Annotated in this window: 14 protein-coding genes and 1 pseudogene; 2 read left to right on the forward strand and 13 right to left on the reverse strand. The window is 44.6% G+C overall.

The window, feature by feature from the left end:
* Positions 1-180 precede the first annotated feature (180 nt).
* Together HPY28_RS28145 and HPY28_RS28150 are read left to right on the forward strand one after the other, a co-directional pair.
* On the forward strand, positions 181-1,692 hold the full coding sequence (locus HPY28_RS28145) for an MFS transporter (RefSeq protein ID WP_174231846.1): 1,512 nt from the start codon (positions 181-183) through the stop codon (positions 1,690-1,692).
* A 106-nt stretch (positions 1,693-1,798) separates the two neighbouring features.
* Positions 1,799-2,164: a winged helix-turn-helix transcriptional regulator gene (locus HPY28_RS28150; protein WP_017248986.1), complete on the forward strand. Its 366-nt coding sequence runs from the start codon at positions 1,799-1,801 to the stop codon at positions 2,162-2,164.
* Positions 2,165-2,231: 67 nt separating this feature from the next.
* On the opposite strand, the gene HPY28_RS28155 is transcribed toward HPY28_RS28150, so the two are convergent.
* From HPY28_RS28155 to HPY28_RS28215, 13 genes and pseudogenes are all read right to left on the reverse strand, one after another.
* Entirely contained in the window at positions 2,232-2,795 is a 564-nt protein-coding gene (locus HPY28_RS28155) for an NAD(P)H-dependent oxidoreductase (protein WP_017248987.1), read from the reverse strand.
* A 179-nt stretch (positions 2,796-2,974) separates the two neighbouring features.
* Entirely contained in the window at positions 2,975-3,451 is a 477-nt protein-coding gene (locus HPY28_RS28160) for a GNAT family N-acetyltransferase (protein ID WP_371736767.1), read from the reverse strand.
* Between the two features lie 122 nt (positions 3,452-3,573).
* The gene (locus HPY28_RS28165; protein WP_173623654.1) at positions 3,574-5,082 is read right to left on the reverse strand and encodes a fatty acid--CoA ligase family protein; all 1,509 of its coding nucleotides are present in this window, start codon (positions 5,080-5,082) and stop codon (positions 3,574-3,576) included.
* Positions 5,083-5,145: 63 nt separating this feature from the next.
* The gene (locus HPY28_RS28170) at positions 5,146-6,405 is read right to left on the reverse strand and encodes an MFS transporter (RefSeq protein WP_174231847.1); all 1,260 of its coding nucleotides are present in this window, start codon (positions 6,403-6,405) and stop codon (positions 5,146-5,148) included.
* 46 nt (positions 6,406-6,451) lie between these two features.
* Positions 6,452-7,753 (reverse strand): CapA family protein, encoded by a 1,302-nt coding sequence (locus tag HPY28_RS28175; protein ID WP_174231848.1) that lies wholly within the window; start codon positions 7,751-7,753, stop codon positions 6,452-6,454.
* 40 nt (positions 7,754-7,793) lie between these two features.
* On the reverse strand, positions 7,794-8,681 hold the full coding sequence (locus tag HPY28_RS28180; RefSeq protein WP_026043120.1) for a MurR/RpiR family transcriptional regulator: 888 nt from the start codon (positions 8,679-8,681) through the stop codon (positions 7,794-7,796).
* A 486-nt stretch (positions 8,682-9,167) separates the two neighbouring features.
* On the reverse strand, positions 9,168-10,862 hold the full coding sequence (locus tag HPY28_RS28185) for a YcdB/YcdC domain-containing protein (protein WP_174231849.1): 1,695 nt from the start codon (positions 10,860-10,862) through the stop codon (positions 9,168-9,170).
* A 266-nt stretch (positions 10,863-11,128) separates the two neighbouring features.
* Positions 11,129-11,794, reverse strand: coding sequence for a DUF1266 domain-containing protein (locus HPY28_RS28190; protein WP_017248994.1), 666 nt, complete (start codon positions 11,792-11,794; stop codon positions 11,129-11,131).
* A 13-nt stretch (positions 11,795-11,807) separates the two neighbouring features.
* Entirely contained in the window at positions 11,808-13,664 is a 1,857-nt protein-coding gene (locus HPY28_RS28195; protein WP_174231850.1) for a J domain-containing protein, read from the reverse strand.
* A complete protein-coding gene (locus HPY28_RS31000; RefSeq protein WP_371813554.1) occupies positions 13,664-14,014 on the reverse strand; it encodes a hypothetical protein in 351 nt (116 codons plus the stop codon). Before HPY28_RS31000 ends, HPY28_RS28195 begins: the two co-directional genes overlap by 1 nt.
* A gap of 328 nt (positions 14,015-14,342) precedes the next feature.
* A complete protein-coding gene (locus tag HPY28_RS28205; protein WP_174231851.1) occupies positions 14,343-14,717 on the reverse strand; it encodes a hypothetical protein in 375 nt (124 codons plus the stop codon).
* A gap of 527 nt (positions 14,718-15,244) precedes the next feature.
* Positions 15,245-15,868, reverse strand: coding sequence for a DUF2997 domain-containing protein (locus HPY28_RS31005; RefSeq protein ID WP_174231852.1), 624 nt, complete (start codon positions 15,866-15,868; stop codon positions 15,245-15,247).
* Positions 15,869-15,880: 12 nt separating this feature from the next.
* Positions 15,881-16,292, reverse strand: a pseudogene (locus HPY28_RS28215) (AAA family ATPase); the annotation flags it as partial.

Consider the following 16,292-nt stretch of genomic DNA (forward strand, 5'->3'; position numbering starts at 1 on the left):
CGCGCAGCGACGGCTCCTTTAACTTTTTTATGACCAGCTTTTCGAATACGCGTGGAATGTAACGATGTAAAGTTTGATTTGCAACTGTTCTTTCCCTATTTTTTGGCAACGAATGAACAAATAATAGTCTTGTAGCGAAGTTTGCTAAATGAATAGAAAAGAGATAGGAGTTCGCTTTTTATGTCACGATCCGAAAAACGTAACCGCTTCATTATCCTTGCAATGGCACTTGGCCTATTGATGTCTTCCCTCGACAATACCATCACCTCGGCGGCCATTAGTCACATGATTAAAGATATCGGTGGCTTTGAAAGCATGAGCTGGGTTTTCACTTCGTACGTATTAGCCGCAACCAGTACGATGCTCATCTTCGGGAAAATGTCTGATCTTTTTGGACGCAAGTTGTTTTACTTACTTGGCATTACGATTTTTCTCATTGGCTCGGCACTTTGTGGCGTTGCCCAAAGCATCGAACAGCTAATTGCTTTCCGTGCCCTTCAAGGAATTGGTTCAGGAGCTCTCTTTCCGATTACTTTTACAATCTTATTTACGCTATCCTCTGATCCGAAATATTCGGCACGAATCTCTGGCGTGTTTGCCGGAATCTTTGGGCTCTCTTCTATAGCCGGACCTCAAGTCGGGACCTTGCTCTCGGATTACTTGGGGTGGCGCTGGTGCTTTTATGTCAATGTTCCGATCGGTTTGTTGTCTCTTTTCACTCTTCTGTTTTCCCTGAAAGAATCCCGTTCTCATACAAAGCCAAAGATTGACTATTGGGGTACCGCTACATTAATCGTCGCCTGTATAGCTGTCATGCTGGCGCTTGAATGGGGAGGAAAAGCATATGAGTGGTCTTCGTGGCAAATCATTTCACTGTTTGCCCTGGCCGGAATAGTGGGGATCGCTTTTATTCTGGTAGAACGTCATGCACAGGAACCGATCCTTCCTTTCCAGATTTTCCAAAACCGTATGGTGGTCGCGACTTGTATCGCTTGTCTTTCTCAAGGTGCCATCATGTTTGCTGCCATCACTTATTTGCCTATTTTCGCCGTGGTCGTGCTCGGGTATCCGAACTCCAATAGTGTTTTGACCCCGTTGATGCTCTCTTTGACGGGAGGTGCCGTGGTATTCGGAATGTTGCAAACAAAATTTTCCTTCCGAGCTCTCATGGCGTTCTCTATGCTCGCTTGTGTAGTAAGTTCTATTTTACTTATGTACGTTTCAACGGGCATTTCCTTCTTTTACTTAACACTCTTGATGATTCTGTTCGGGTTTGCTGCAATCGGGCCGTTGATGAGCGTTGCACAAAACGCGATCGTGCATTCGGTCGATAAACCATATATCGGTATTTCTTCCTCGATCGTTGGGTTTTGTCGAAACCTGGGGGGTGTACTCGGTGCATCGATCACGGCTGCTGTTGTGAACCAAAATTATGCAAGTATCGTATCCACAGGGGCATCATTACATGGCATTTCCTCGGAGAAAGTAGCTTATCTGCTTAATCCTGAAGTTCTCATGCGTGAGCCGTTAAAAATCGAACCGAGTGTTCACTCTTTTCTGAGTGACTCTCTAGGAAGTGCCATCAATCATGGTTATATCGTGGGATTGATTTTCGCCGTTATAGGTTTCTTTTCTGTACTATACGCAGGCCCTGGCAAGCTAGAGCGCCATCAAAAGAGTGTCGAATCATAAAGGTCCACGGGTTTCTTGCTCGGCATCACTTTCCAAAAATGGCAGTATGATATATGGTAAAGTATATGTATTTACTAATCATACTTCCCAAAGGAGAGTGTGCTTTGTGCGTGAAACCTGTGTTCCGACTGGCGTGGAGCTGAAAGACACTGGCTTTGGATATACGTTGTCTTTAATAGGCGGGAAATATAAAATGATCATTTTGTATTGGCTCGCTGAAAATAAGGTGATGCGGCATAATGAGCTGAAGCGAAGTATCGGTACCATTTCCTTTAAAACGCTGAGCTTGATGTTAAAAGAGCTGGAGGCAGACGACTTGATCATCCGCAAGGAATTTCCCCAAGTCCCTCCCAAAGTGGAATATTCCTTATCAGAGCGTGGGCTATCTCTCATCCCCTTGTTAAATATGATGTGCGACTGGGGAGAGAAAAACAGCTTGCCCTCTCAGGAGGATGTAAAGCAACAGGCATAACAATTGTTTCTAACAGGAAAAGAAGTATCTCCCAAACGAGGAAATACTTCTTTTTTCATGGGTCTTCTTACAGGCTATCAATGAATTTCACATAATCTTGCGCGCTCTTATCCAATACGCTGCCGGTCGCCTCAAGTTCTTCACCAGGTACATTTTCGCCTGACTCAGTCTCCGTACCATAATACGCAAAGAATGAACGATAATCCGCATGGCAGTAACGGAAGGTTGTTTCAAAAGGGGTCAATATTTGCTCAAGTGTATACCGATATCTTCCCTCTTCCTGATAATCCTCTTTCCTAATTCCAGCAGATACGGCTAATGCAGCTTTGCGATTCTTTAATTTATCGCCTCCCTTTGAACCGTATGCCCACCCATATGCGAAAACATCGTCAAGCCATTTTTTCAGGAGCGGCGGACAATTAAACCAGTAAACCGGGAACTGTAAAACAAGATTCTCATGCGATTCAATCCATTGCTGTTCTTTTTCCACATCAATGTTTCCATCTGGGTATGCCTGATGCAATTCATGGACGGTATACTTTTCTGGATATTTTTTGAGTTCTTCTACCCATCGCTTATTGATGACGGATGTTTCGATGCTTGGATGAGTGACGATGACAAGAGTTTTCAAAGTAGGTTCCTCCTTGAAGGTTTGTTGTTTTATGAGTATAAAATGCTTGCTGCAAATTTGTAAGTATGCACATTTTGTTCAGTTACTTACATAAAGGTGAGTGTAAAGAACAGAAAAAAGCCTCCCCTCGACCTAATGATTCTAGGTTTGTATCGTTGGGAGGCCCCTTTGCAATTGTTTTATTTGAGCTTTTTCTCCATATACAACGTGCCTTCAATCGGATTAAAACGATAGGGTTCAATTGGATAAAATTCCAATGAGCGGTACAGCTGAATCGCTTGTTCCATCGTAGGAAGCGTATCTAATCGGATGAACGAATAACCTCGTAATTTTGCTTCGTCCATGATCGCCAAGGCTAATTTTTTCCCTAAGCCTCTTCCCGTCCATTCAGGCTTCACGTACAATCTCTTCATTTCGCAAACTTGATCATCTATTTTTCGTAAGGCAACACATCCTGCTGGCTGCTCGTTATCTAACGCCAGCAAAATACAACCGGCAGGGGGTACGTATTCGCCCGGTATATTTTGCAATTCGGTTGCAATGTTTTGAAAGCTCAAATCCACTCCTAATGAATCTACATACTCCAAGAAAAGTTCACGTGCTTGATCGTATTCATATTCCTCCGTTGCATGAATCAAACACAGCAATCCAAGCACCTCCACATCCCGTTCTACATTCTACAAACTGAAACTCGTGCAGGTCGGTGACACGAAAAAACCAGCTTACAACAAAAGGATCATGGTGTGAGCTGGCATTTTTCATTTCTTCGTGCGATCGTTTAAGAGGTGCGCAACGAGCGACGCAAGATTTTCCCTGTACTGTTTTTAGGAAGCTCTGCTACGAATTCGACCTGACGAGGAACTTTGTATTTCGCCAGCTTGTCACGACAAAATGCCATGATATCCTCTTGAGAAACCGCTATTTCCTTCAATGCCACAAATGCCTTGACTGCTTCGCCATGCACCTCATCAGGAATCCCGATCACAGCCGCCTCGATAATCGCAGGATGCTGGTAAAGCACTTCTTCTACCTCACGCGGGTACACGTTATAGCCGTCAACGAGAATCATGTCTTTTTTGCGATCAACAATGTACACATATCCTTCTTCATCCATACGAGCCATGTCTCCCGTATACAGCCAACCATCTCGGAGTGCCGCGGCTGTATCATCTGGCAAACCGAGGTACCCTATCATAACGTTTGGCCCATGTACCACAAGCTCGCCTACTTCTCCACGTGCGACTTCGTTACCTTCGGGATCGACGACCTTGTTCTTCACAAGTGGGATATCGACTCCAACCGATCCTGGCTTTCTAGTCCCGTGCAATGGGTTAAAGGTTGTAGCTGGAGCTGCTTCTGACAAACCGTAGCCCTCCAGTACCTTGGCATCGTATTTCGTTTCGAACTTATGCAGGAGCTCGACGGGCATGGATGCACCTCCCGAGCAGTATATCCGGATAGAGGAGAAATCTTCTTTTGTCGCATTCGGGAGCTGTAGCAGATAGTTGTACATGGTCGGAACACCTGCGAAACAGGTGGCTTTTTGCTCCCGAATCGTTTGGAGGACGTCTACGGGATGAAATTTCGGCACGATAATAATGGCTGCTCCCGTGCGAATCGGGCCATTCATGCACACCGTCATGCAGAAGACGTGAAACATCGGAAGTACCGCGACCATGCGATCTTCGGCCACCAGCTCGAACAATATCCCCATCGCTTCCGCATTCGAATCCATATTGCGGTGGGAGAGCATCGCACCCTTTGGCTGACCAGTCGTACCTGATGTGTACAGGATTACAGCGAGGTCATCTTCGTTTCGTTCCGGCTCCACGTACCCTGCCTCTGACTCTTGCCCTTCTTGTACAAGCTGATCGATCGTGATTTCATTTTCAATGGATTCCGTGTAGATGAGAAGCTGCAAATCTTCTATTTGGTCTTTCATCGGGGTTAGTACCGGTTGCAACGCGGATAAGGCGATGGCTGCCTTTGCTTTACTGTTCGATAGAATGAAGCTAATTTCGCGCGCCGTATAGATGGGGTTCATGGGAACAACAACAGCTCCTACGCGGAGTATCGCATAGTAAGCGCTAACAAAATGCGGCCGATTATCCATGAGTAGGGCGACAGCATCCCCTTTTCCAATCCCGTGCTGGGCAAGTCCTGCTGCGAGATGTTCGACTTGCTGATTGAATTGTGCATACGTAGTCGTTTCTCCCAAAAAGACAAAGGCTGGCCGATCCGCAAACTGTTTCGCGCTCTGCATGAGGCTTTCATTCAAATGATACACCACACATCTACCCCCTTTTCAGAAAATTTTAACATCTAGAACCAAGCCTATAAAGTATTACTTTTAGGAAACATGGGAGATTGGGGGTGCTGTTTGACTGACTTGTTCATTGCGCTTCACAAAGAGTAGGAAAAGCACGCCGCAAATGACAAAGAGCAACCCGTTGACGATCATGGCGTTGCCAAAACCAGTGCCAATATCTCCGGCTGACTGAACGATAGAGCCCGTTACCAGCGGTGAGATGATCCCTGCCAATGTAACCAGGCTGGACAATACGCCTACCAAAAGTCCCGTGCGTTCCGGCAACAAGCTGCTAACAATAACAGAAGCAGCTGTCCCCACAGAAAAGGCAAATCCTTTTCCTAGGCACAAAAGGATCAAAACAAGTACCGTAGATTGAACAAGGGTAACACCGTAAAAACACAGTCCCCCTAAAATAATCGAAACACCGCCAACCAGAACGTATGATTTGCGATAGCTACGATGCTTTTTAAAGAAACGATCGCCAATCGATGAAATCAGTATGGTCATCAGTCCAGCCAAAAGTCCCGTGCCAGCAATCGCATAGGCCATTTCTTGATTCGTAAACTGGAAAACCTTGACGAGATAAACAGGCTCCCAAACGGATGCGAAGGTCGTCCCCCAAATTTGTGCGAAATAGATTAAAAAACAGAATAGAAACGTGGATGAGAGCAAGACACCGGATATATCCGACCATTTCGCTTTTGATAAGATGGGAGCTTCTACTTTTGCAGGAGCGACGCTGACAAGTGGTTTTTCTTTTCCAATCCACAGCCAGACCAAGAGCCATATCAGACTGAGTGCACCCATAAACGCCCAGGAAAACCGCCATCCATAGCTATCAATTAGCGCGACGATCATCGGTGCGGAGGCAACCGCACCGACAAATGCACCGAAGTTCACGGTTGAATAAACCAGTCCACGCTTTTCTTCGGGAAACCATTTGTTCAAATGGCTGACAACCGTTGCCCAAAATGGCCCTTCGCCTATTCCAAGCAATACCCGCGCAACGACAAGCATCGGCAAACCCGCGATCGCATAAGCGCCGAATTGGATGACTGTCCAGGACAATGCCATGATCGCCAGCATTTTTTTCGTCCCGATACGGTCCGACAATGCCGCGCCTACAATCCCTGCAATGGAGAAAAACCAGAAAAAACTGCTTCCGACAAGTCCCCAATCTTTCTCGCTCAGCGAAAATTCAGTCATAATCGGCACGGCAGAATATCCCGCAATCGTTTTATCCGCATAATTGATCATGTATAGCACAAACAACATAACCATTGTGATTCTGGCCATCATGTGAATCACTCCATTTGTCTAGGAAATAGACTGCCATGATTCCCCGCTATTTTGAAAGCCTGACGCGCCCAATTCCATCCATGATCTCAATCACTGTGCCATATGATTCACTTAAAGTCATGAGCCCCTCCAGGATTGAGGTATCCCCGCTTAATTTCGGCCACCCCATACGATGTACAGGCAGATCAAAGCCTAATTCAATCGGATGCAGCTCCAGTTCGAGCAGCTCACCATCTTGCATTTTCCATAAAGGAATAACCGACTCCCACACCTCTTTGTGCACACAGAGTCCGCGTGTGTAGTTGGCACTCATCGCTTCCAACGCATCTGCCACATTATTGGTGTGATCCAGGCCATAGTGCTCGTAGAAATCAGCGGGTTGACTCGTAACTGCTTCTGTCTGAAAAACAAAATCTCCCAGGCTGTAAAAGATCGGCCGATTTTTGTAGATTTCAATGCCTCGCAATAGATGGGGGCCGTGTCCCACAACAGCATGTGCGCCTGCATCGATGCAAGCTTTTGCAAAAACAGGCAAGAAATCAGCTGCAATCTCTTTCGCTTCTCCCTTCATTTCATGTGCGTGAATACTCACGATGACGTAATCAGCCCGTCTATTTGCCTCCTCAATCGTTTTGACGATTCTGTTCAAATCGCGCGGATGCGGTTGGGTAGTCGTCCCCTCTTCGTCGCTTACCATGAAACGTGCATTTCCAAAGAGAAAGATCTCCTTGCCCGGATCGTTCATGAAGCCTTCCTTGATGAGAAGCTTGTTGAAGGCGTTAATGTCTGTTGATTCCGCAATGGCCCTCAAATCAGCGAGCTTTTCATCTGTAATGTGGTGTGTCATGACATAGCGCATCGGATTGATCCCTGGTCTGCCGATACTATCCGAACGCTGATCTCCGGCCGCCCACCATGGATGAAAAGTCGACGTTGCAGCGATCAAGGCTACCCTAGCCCCTTCGCATTCGAGATAACGCGGAGCCCCCGCTTCTGCGAGATTTTTGCCTACGCCAGCATGGACGAAGCCATACTCATTGAGATATCGTTCGGTTGCTTCTAGTCCGCCATACAAATAATCGAGCGTATGGTTATTCGCCCAGCCAATCATGTTAAAGCCGTAATCTTTCATGACTTGCAAAACGGAAGGTGGTGACATCGCCCACGTGCCTCCGCTTTGCGCGCTGGGATAGCCCTCATTATCGTGTACGGTTGTCTCCAGATTCGCAATGCGTACGTCGGCACGGTGCAGCAAGCTGGAAACCTCTTGAAAAGCTTGGTCCCTGTATGGCAGATTGCGTGTAATAAAGCTGTCACCAGTCGCAGTAAACCAAATTGGCTTGGTCATTGGCAGGATTCCCCTTTCCCTTTTCTCATTTTTTCTGCTTTCAAAAGATCGAGAAGTCTTCCTCATCCTCTCCCACAAACGAGTATAGCTTCGAGCTGATTTCATCATAGTGCTGCAATCGTTTCTGGACATTTTCCGCGTCGTGGAGCATGACGCCTTTGATCAAGACATTTAGCATGGAGAATAATGTGGGCATACCGCTAGTGGCAACGGGTTGGGGGGTGGTGATTTTCAGAAGATGATCTGCGACTTGGCTGATGGGTGAGAACTCGCCTTCCGTAATCGCCAAAATCTTCGCTCCCAGCTCTTTTGCTGAATGGACCATGGCGACCGTCTCGCTAGGATGACGAGGAAATGATATCGCGATGACCAACCATTCCTGATCTCGTTCGGTTAGAAAATAATCTGCGTTATCAACTGCTCCCGTATATAGATGTGTGTTTCCTTTGATGGCATTCAACGCTGAGAACAACCATTTTGCAGGAATATGGCACCAGCGAAATCCTACCACTACAATTCGGTTTGCCTGCACGATGCTTTTGACCACCTCTTGGAGCAACGTGTAGTCAATTTGCTGCAAGCCTTGTTGGAGATACGCAATATCACTTTCCATCACTTGATGTGCGTAATTGCTCTGATCGAGTGTAACCTCGGTATCCCGATATTTCTGGATCGGCCCCTTCCTTTGGTCTCCTATTAATAGAGACTTTTTGATTTCTTCCTGAAGCTCTGTGTATCCGGAGTAACCCAATGCGTAACAAAAGCGAATGACGGTCGCTTCACTGGTATTCGTAAACTCCGCGATTTTTTTGGCGGTATGGATCGCAAGTAAGCTCGGCTTTTCAATCGCGATCTTACAGATGATTTTTTGGCTTGCTGTCAGTTTTCCATACTGCTTCCGAATCCGTTCTTTTACGAGTTGTGCCATACCTGAAGCTCCTTTATCATTCGTATTTGTTTTAATTTTGAGAATAGTATATCTCTTGCAAGAAATCACTTCAATACCTCTTAGAAAATGTAGTTTTTGCTTCATTTTGGTGGATAATGAAAAGAGACCTCCACAGTTGGAAGGCCCCTTCTCTCGTCTTTATCGTTCTGTATTGAGACATTCATTTGGAATCCAGCCCCATTCCCCGGTGCTCTCTAATTCGCACCAGCTCCATCCATTCAATAGCTTAGTTTTCATTTTAAACCAATAACTGCGTTTACTAATTCAAAGTTATAGCCCTGGTTTCTTTAAAAATCTTATTAAACTCCATTAAACCAATCATAGGTTTGCTGTCTATTGCACTAAGTATTTGCTTTTCAAAATCTCTGTTCGGCCTTTTACACCATATGTTCTCAAATGAATTTCTACCATCGGTAATTAAGTATCCACTCGCTTGCTGCGAGAGCAAATCGGCTGTTACGTCATTTATTGGCGGGACACCTTGACGAGCTCCCCTGTCGAAGCATCGATAAAGCTATAGCCATTCTTCCATTTGCGCTGATAGACCAACTGCGGTTCGGGAGCTCTTTGACCAGCAAACTGCTCCCACACGTAGACCAGTTCCAGCTCAATTTCTTGTTGGATCGTTTCTTTTGCTTCTGCTGCACTTACAATCTTCTTGGAATCTGGAAGGGTAATGCCCGGGTTGAGAGGGTGGAGGTTTAACTCTGTAATCGTACCCGTTGCCTTGTCTACCCCCACCATATAAGACTCGTCAGATACTTCGATCCCGTTGCGTTTTACGTGGAAAGTGAATGAATACGTTTTATCCTCTTCCTTATCCAGCTTGTTCTTGTCTACCCAATCCGGAATATCTGCTTCAGGAGTCTCTGCGATAAGCGATAGCTCCGTTAACGCCGGGTCAAGATAAGGTACGAGTGCTGCGATCGCTTTTTTCTTCGCTTCCTCTACACTGATTTTCTGCTCTGTTTTTCGTTGGTCTGGCAAATTCAGATCGAAGTCGATGAGCCGATCACTCTGTTCATCTGTCGTGAGGCTAACCAGCTCAAATGCAGTCGTACCTTTATTTGAATCGTTCATCCACCGATAGGATTCGATTGTCTGAAGTCCTTCTAAAAGATTGTCCTTGTGATCATCGTATTTAAAGGTCGCACCTGAAACATCAATACCAAACTGTGTTTTCAGCCATTTCTCTCCTTGTTCGCGGGAAGCTATTTTGATGCTTTTCCCTTCTCCTTTTACACGAACACCCTCCCCTGCCAGTTCGGCTTCTTCCCCTATGACTTTGCCGGTTAGAGCATCGATCCAACCAATGGTATTCAGTTGATAAATAAGCATCGGTTTCTTTTCTGCCAGTTTTCCATTTTGAGCATAGGAATTCGGCTGCTCCGATACGTATACCAGGTCCATCTTAAGCTTGTCCTTATAGATTTTGATTGCTTCCTCAAGTGTTATCGCTTTTTTCGGATCAGGCCAGTTCACTTTGCTAGGATCGATGAAATCATACGCTTCATAGCGAATAATATGTCCAGCATGATCAACGGATACGGAAATAGAGTTGTTGGACAGAGGGAGGTCATTGATGAGAGAGTGGTATTTCACGGTGGAGCGAGCCCATTCCAGCTTGTTGCCTTTCCCGTCACCTGATCCTGCTTTTCCTCTGCCGAGTTTTTGTGCGGCTTTCAGCTGTTTTGCTTCCGTACCGAATAATTCCTCGATAAAAGTTGAAGCCTTGTCTCTGGCAAGCTTTTCTTCCGGATAATCGGCTGAAGCCCATGCTGGATTTTGGATATCCATGAAAAGCAGTCGGCCGGTATGCGCATCCAACTCAAGGCTAACGGATGAGTATGCGTCATACTCTTCTTTTTCATCTGTTTTTGGCATGTTGGTGAAGTGCAAGCTCCAGATTGGTTCCGGATAACCGCGAAAGCTGTCTTCCTCATAATGTTTATCAATTAGCCGATACCCTTTCAACTCTGGAATCGCCTCAAATAGCTTGTCCAGAGAATTCTGAACATCTTGAGAATAATCATTTTTTTGAGACTCTGCCTTTTTCACATCGCTTGCTGCTTGTACCGTTGGTTGATGGGTAGTCCATGCAGGTGCAGAGGCAAGTAAGCACGCCGCTATAACCGTCATCATGGATGAATTAAGTTTCATTAGGCACCTCCAAATAGTGTTCAGATTTGCGGATAAGTTCGGTTTGACCTTACCACTGGTAAGACGGAGGGGCAATTATTTGTGTCACATATTATTCCAATATTTTAAAATAATCCCATACCTCTATTAAAAAACACGCCCTCGTGTTAAACGACGAGGACGTGTTGGTAACCACTCTGTTGTGAACATTTGTTTGCTTACTCAAAATCAAGCCAGCCCTTCATCTTCTTGATACGATTGAGGACTGATATTTCACGAAGGTCAGATCATTCATTACTGTTGAGAGCTACATTCCAATCAACTTGACGCATGGGACTGTGCCTAGAGGCGAGCAGCTTGGTGTAGAAACCTCGATTTTCTTTAGCAGTTTGGAAAGACGTATCCGGAATTAAAAAATCAATTCCTGCCACAAAACCGGCAATATATTCACTCCATCCGGAATACGCTTGTTGTGCCAGTCTTGCAGCACTCAACATATATTCGATTGCCTGATCCTTTTGCAAGTAACCCAGTTTCAAACCAGCTCTGGATAAAAGGATACACCAAGCATAGTCATGAGCAGCAATCCCCTCTGAAGGTAGACATCTCGAATAGTAATCGACAAGAATCAACTGAGATTTCGATTGATGGTCCTCGGGTAACGCTTGAATGTATGCCGTTCGTTCTGATTCGGAAAAAGTAAATAAGAAATGACGGAGACGATTGAATTCTTCCCTCTTCCCTTCCGATATGAGCCATTTTATTGTATCAATTAGTGCGGTCTTATCTGTAATCTGTTTTTCCTTAAGAAGAAATAGGCACGTTCGTCTACTTAAATTTTCATGATATAACGCATAATAGTAGGCTCCACTTTTGCTAAAGCAAACAGACGAAAGAGCTCGCAGAAATAATCTGTGACCCTTCTGATTATATGTAAGAACGTTGGGTGCCATCGGTTCCTCCTTATTAGAATCGGACCGTTTTGTAGGTTCTGACAAACAGTCGAAGCAAAAATGCATAGAGAACTAGTAACAATACGGAATAAATCACTGCTTTAACGGGAACTTCATTAGTGACATTATGTACAACAATTAGTTTATCGACAACAAATTTGGAATCTTTGTATTTGGATCCAAAGTCTGTAATCTGTAAAACTTCCCATACATACTCAGGTAACTCTTGCGGCATTTTCACGATTGTTCCTGGCGAATCAATGAAATTACTTTTTTGTATCTGCACTGCTTGATTGGCATCTGAGACCAATAAAACGATTGATGAGTTATCAATCTTAGCAACATAAAACCATCCTGTGGGGAGAATACTTCGAGCCCAATTACGTTGCTTACTGTAGGAAGAATTATATCGAGTACTGATAGCACCGGTTTGGGCTTTTGCTTGATACTCTGTTATTCCTAGAAAATGAACACTGGGAAGCTTTAATTGGGCGATATCAGAATAATCCAGTTGATTCAGCACCTCAGTGGAAGATAGTTCTACAGGATGAATCATATTTTTTAGATAGGAGATAGGTGTTAATCCGGTATCATTGATGAAAGAATTAGATAACAAAACATGTAGAAAAAGAATGAAGGATAGAGTGAATACGACACCTGCTTTGGGCAACTGCATCCAAAACAGTTTCACACTGCCAAAAAAATTGGGCTTCCCAAGCTTTTTATACAATCTCTTTATGACTGATCTTCTGGTGAAAAAGGGCCTCCGCTTGGCCTGCTCCACCATCTCAGAACGGATATGTGCAAGGCTGGTTATGGCATCAATATCATTCGGAAAACTCTCCAATATCTTCAAGTAGTTCTCCTCTGCCTTCTCTAACTCACCAAGTTGAATGAGGCATTTCCCCAACAGACGCAGGGTACCCATATTGGCAGGCATACGTGAGAGGATGTACAGACATTCGTCTTTTGCTTCTACGAATTGATGGGTTTCATACCATATCCGAGATCGAATCAGATACCAATCGATGTCATCTGGATAAATACGGATTCCGTGTTCCATTGCAGCAAGAGCAGACTCCTTTTCACCCATTCGAAGGAAGTATTCACCCTGTAGCCGAAGCAAGTCAGGATCATCTGAATGCATCGCATATGCTTCATCAAGCGATTGACCTGCCAGTTCCAGATTGTTTTCCTTAAGTGCCTGATATGCCGTCTCCCGCTTGTTCAGAAACACATCGTAGTCTAAATCGGCTGCATGCTGTATAAAGGTATAACGAAGAGCAGGTTCATCCAATTGTCTACAATAAAAATGGTAAAATTCTTCGGTGAAATGCTCCATTCGATCATCCGGATCTTCTGTTGCTAGTTCACGCCAACGAAAACAGTATTCGATGAATTCCCATACTCTTTTAGGGAGAAACCGATGTTCATGCAAGAAATCCAATAATGTTACTTCTACTATTTCTTTGAGTCTTACATTCCAGACAATATCGTTATTTAAAAGCTTTGACCATTGTTCATGCCTGATACGGGAAGAGAAATCAGAATACACCTCTTCAACTTGTTCCATGAATTCATCTACTGGGTCAATCTCTTCTAGTTGGTCTATAGTTTCAACTGTTAGCTCGACGGTGTTGGGAGGATTGGGCCAGATATGGATGTTGTTTTCATCGCTGAACGACGGGCCAGTTTCTTTGATGTCTCCCTTTTTCGCAGCCTTCACTGCATGGTCATATGCTTCTCTTAGCCTTTGATAGCCTTCCGGATCATCCTCTGGGTGGTGAACCTTCAGTTTTTTCGAGTAGGCTTTTTTAATCGATTGAATATCTTCTGTGGGTTCAATCCCCAGTACTTCCCACACACCCATTAGTAGTCGAACCGCCCTTCTACATGATCCAGTTGTTTTTTAAACGCTAAAGTTGCCTTTTTTATCAGTTGCTGATCTTGTGTGGCTAACACAGCTTCGAACTTTTCCAGTAAATATGCAATTTCTGTGCGTTTGTCCCCAAGGGATTCTTCATACATCCGTTCACCCCGAGCAAGCAACAGTCTATTTTCGGCCCTGTCACACGGATGGATTTTGATATCTCTCAATTCGTTAAGGCCACTTGACGCGGATTGGCAAGGTGTCGCAGTTTGGCGATCATGATAAGATTTTCCCGCGCCGTTCGCTCCGATCAGCGTGACGACTTCGCCTTGACTAACTTCCAGCGAGATGCCCTTGAGCGCGTGAACATTTGGGAGAGACGCGAATCTTCAGGAGAGTGGCACGTCATCCCTGAGAAGGCGAATGAAACCGGCTTCCTTATTGGAAGATTGATCATGGAGACGGTTATACCATATTTAGGGATAAGGCGTAAATGTTTTTTTAAGTGGATAGTGGAAAGGCAGGAAAACAACATTACCTACAGGGGGTTTTGAGCTCTCAACATGGGTATAGTTCAATCGCAATCATATTATGCGTACATGAAGGCATATATGAAAAAGCCGCTTAACTAAGCAAGCGGCTTTATGTGGCTATCTACTTCGGTCTTCTCAAATACTATCAGTTCTTACGTTGTTGTCGATGCTCATTTAGAGCATCCATCCAAATCGTAACGAGCTCCGCAAAATACTTTGTTTCAATGAACGACTCCAATTCCTCGCCAGTGTCTATACCCGCTACTAGCTGTTCCTCAACGTATGAGTTATAAATTCGAGTATAATCCCTCCGTATTTCGGAACTGTATAAATTTCCTGTCCCTTCTGATACTTCTGTTTCCCCGGAAACAACTCGTTGTATCCTATCTAAGATTAAGTTTTTTGAAAGTTCCGATCTAACCTGGCCTTCCAAATACTCTTCCACTAAGGAGAGGTAATCAGGTAAGCTTATTCGTAGTTGATCAGCTTTATCATCGAAAAAAATTTTGTAAGGTATCATAAGAATCCTCCTAGATTACGGTTCATAAATTGGGTAAGCTGTAGTACTCCTTCCATCTTTGTCTAGCCACATTTCAATTTTAATGCCAGATGAATGACTACCTTCCCATTTTTGTATCATTTCCGTTCCATTTTTCTTTATGGAGGGAAATAGCAGTCATTACATCATCTGTTGACTAGTGTTTTGGAAAGAAGTTTGAGTTCTCATCCTTCCTGACATAAGATGTGCCGCTAAATATCTCAACTACTCCGTCATATACTCCGTGCGAATCTGGACTACTTGGGGTTCAGACATCTACTTCCACTTCGAAAGTAAATCCTTCACATCCTTGAGGTTCTAGGTTCTAGCTCCTCCTCTACAATAACAAACGCAATCTCCCAAGGTGGACATCATTCGATATTCTTATACTCCTTAAACCATTCATGTCCGTCGTGTCTGATCTTATAGGTTCCAGGAGCTTTAAATCAAACTCAATGAAAAAAGGACTCCCTAAAGGAAGTCCCCGACTCAACTTGCTCTTATTCCACTTATGATAGTCTTAAGATTTGGATCTGCTGATCTTCAACCGTCGTATCGTATTCGTGTGTCCATACCCGTTCTACTTGGTTCTGGCCACAAAGTTTTTGTTCCATAAGCTCGGTCAATTCTACACATGAACGACCGAGGACACCCTCAACCTTCTCTTCCATTTTTCCTTGGCTATCCATTGAGATGCTAACTTTCTTTTCACTCTGGCCAATTGTTAACACAAACGACGTGATTGCACCTGATTTTTCTTCACTGACACTAACAGTACCTCCTGCATTCGTAATCCATTCTGTTACCGCTTCAACAGAATAGTGCAAGTAACCCTCTCGGATACTCGTAAGAAGCACTTGGGCTTGTTTCTCCAATTCCTCCGGTGAGAGAATATCTGATTCAAAATGTGGTATCATCCCCTCTTCACTTTCCACGAAGAAGACATGAACCCCATCCTTCATACCCGTCAGGAGTTTGCCAATGATGGTGCCTCCGATATTTAGTCGTTTTTTAAATTGGGACTGATAGTCGACCCAAACCCGATTTTCTGGTTGGAATCCTCGGCTACGCATTGCCCGAAAAAGAGTACGTTTGTCCTGAAAAGTCATCGTAAATGAAGTGCAGTGACTCACTTGGGGCACCTCCTAAAAGTCAATGTTTCGACCTACTGCTTCCTCTCGAGTAAAACCTGGTAATGCCTCGTTTATCAGGCTTGCGCGAACAGCATATTCCTTCGCCCAAGTACGAAGCTGTTCCACTTCCAAACGCCTTGATTTGGCCAAAGGAACTGTCCGCCTCATGGCTTGTAAGATATCATCAGTCACGATGTCTCGTTCATGGTCCCCTTCTGAAACTCGTTTGGAGAAAGCATCCATCAGTCCCTCGTGTATGGAATATTCTATCTCTGCACCAGTCAAGCGAATTCCTTCGCCCCAGTACCCTTCCCCTGATGCTTCTACAAGTTTGGGTATATCAAACACTGTATTGTGTCGCTTTAGACGATCCAGATGAATTTTAATAATTTCTGTACGCTCCTCTGGAGTAGGCAAATCCACA

Origin of the sequence: Brevibacillus sp. HB1.2, from assembly GCF_013332495.1 — a bacterium.
In the GTDB taxonomy this organism is placed as follows: domain Bacteria; phylum Bacillota; class Bacilli; order Brevibacillales; family Brevibacillaceae; genus Brevibacillus; species Brevibacillus porteri.